Source organism: Xanthobacter sp. BG11Y11_SDJG (assembly GCF_057364445.1).
Genome location: NZ_JBNFNU010000641.1, coordinates 1 through 1,455, shown reverse-complemented (window position 1 = coordinate 1,455; position 1,455 = coordinate 1). Strand labels below are relative to the sequence as shown.

Below are 1,455 nucleotides of genomic sequence, written 5' to 3'. Positions count from 1 at the left end.
TGGGCCGCGGGCTCGCGCAGCTCCATCTCGCCGGCCGCGACTCCCATGCGGCGGACGAACGCGCTGTCCGTCTCCGGCTGGCGCCCGCTCTATCGCGGCGCCCGCGGCCGGGCGGACGGAGGTGGCGCCCGGCCTTGGGGTCACCATCGAGGAGGAATTGTCCGACCTCGAGCGCGACTGGCCGGCCGGCCTGCCGGCCGGGGTGATCCATGCGGACCTGTTCCCGGACAATGCCTTCTTCCTCGACGACGCGCTCTCCGGCATCATCGACTTCTATTTCGCCTGCACCGACTTCCTCGCCTATGACGTGGCGGTGTGCCTGAATTCCTGGTGCTTCGAGGCCGATGCCTCCTACAACGTCACCAAGGGGCGCGCTTTGCTGGCGGGCTATGAGAGCCTGCGCCCTCTTGGCGCCGACGAGGCGTCCGCTTTGCCGCGCCTCGCCCGCGGGGCGGCGCTGCGCTTCCTGCTCACCCGCCTCGTGGACTGGCTGAACGTGCCCGAAGGCGCGCTCGTGCGGCCCAAGGACCCGGTGGAATATCTGCGCAAGCTGCGCTTCCACCGCGCCGTGGACAGCGCCCGCGACTACGGCCTCGCCCCGTGAGCGCCGCAGAACGATGAAGAAGGAAGTGGAAGTCTTCACCGACGGCGCCTGCTCGGGCAATCCCGGCCCCGGCGGCTGGGGCGCGCTTTTGCGCTTCGGCGCCCACGAGAAGGCGCTGTCGGGCGGCGAGGCGCTGACCACCAACAACCGCATGGAGCTGATGGGCGCCATCTCGGCCCTGGAGGCGCTGAAGGAGCCCTGCACGGTCGACCTCCACACCGACAGCGAATACCTGAAGAACGGCGTCACCAAGTGGCTGGCCGGCTGGAAGCGCAACGGCTGGCGCACCGCCGACAAGAAGCCGGTGAAGAACCAGGACCTGTGGGAGCGGCTCGACGGCGCGCTCAAGCGCCACGAGATCCGCTGGCACTGGGTGAAGGGCCATGCCGGCCATCCGGAGAACGAGCGCGCCGACGAGCTGGCGCGCGAAGGCATGGCGCCGTTCAAGCTGCGCCGGGCCATCGCGCCGGAACGGAACTGAGCCTTCAGAACAGCAGGGAGCGGTGCACCTGCATCCCCGCCCACGCGCCATCGGCCACGGCGAGGGACACCGAGTGGGGCGCGCGGGCGACGTCGCCGCAGGCGAAGGCGCCGGCAATGGTGGTCTCCTTGGCCGGATCGGTCCTGATCTGGCAGCCCAGCGGCGTCTCCTCCAGCGCGCATCCGAGCGTGGCGGCGATGGACGAGGCCGGCGCGTTGCGCGAGGCGGTGAACAGACCGGCAAAGGACCGCGTCCGTCCGTCCGCCAGGCGCACGTCCGCATGCCCCTCGATGCCGGCGATCGGCACGGTCTCGATCGCGATGCCGCGGGCCGCGAAGCCCGCGCGGGCGCCGTCGTCGGGCGCGGCGCC

The 1,455-nt window shown here is 71.3% G+C and carries 1 protein-coding gene and 2 pseudogenes; 2 read left to right on the top strand and 1 reads right to left on the bottom strand.

Translation table 11 applies throughout. The annotated features are described in order from the left end of the window. A pseudogene (locus AC2W7M_RS25290) lies at window positions 1–604 on the top strand (phosphotransferase); the annotation flags it as partial. Window positions 605–617: 13 nt separating this feature from the next. Beyond that, window positions 618–1,085 (top strand): ribonuclease HI, encoded by a 468-nt coding sequence (rnhA, locus tag AC2W7M_RS25285; RefSeq protein WP_486135845.1) that lies wholly within the window; start codon window positions 618–620, stop codon window positions 1,083–1,085. 4 nt (window positions 1,086–1,089) lie between these two features. Here rnhA and AC2W7M_RS25280 read toward each other — a convergent pair. Continuing rightward, window positions 1,090–1,455 (bottom strand): annotated as a pseudogene (locus tag AC2W7M_RS25280) (thioredoxin reductase); the annotation flags it as partial.

Bases quoted from the DNA above. Each gene is read 5' to 3' on its own strand.
- rnhA (WP_486135845.1), top strand. From the start codon at position 618: ATGAAGAAGGAAGTGGAAGTCTTCACCGACGGCGCCTGCTCGGGCAAT.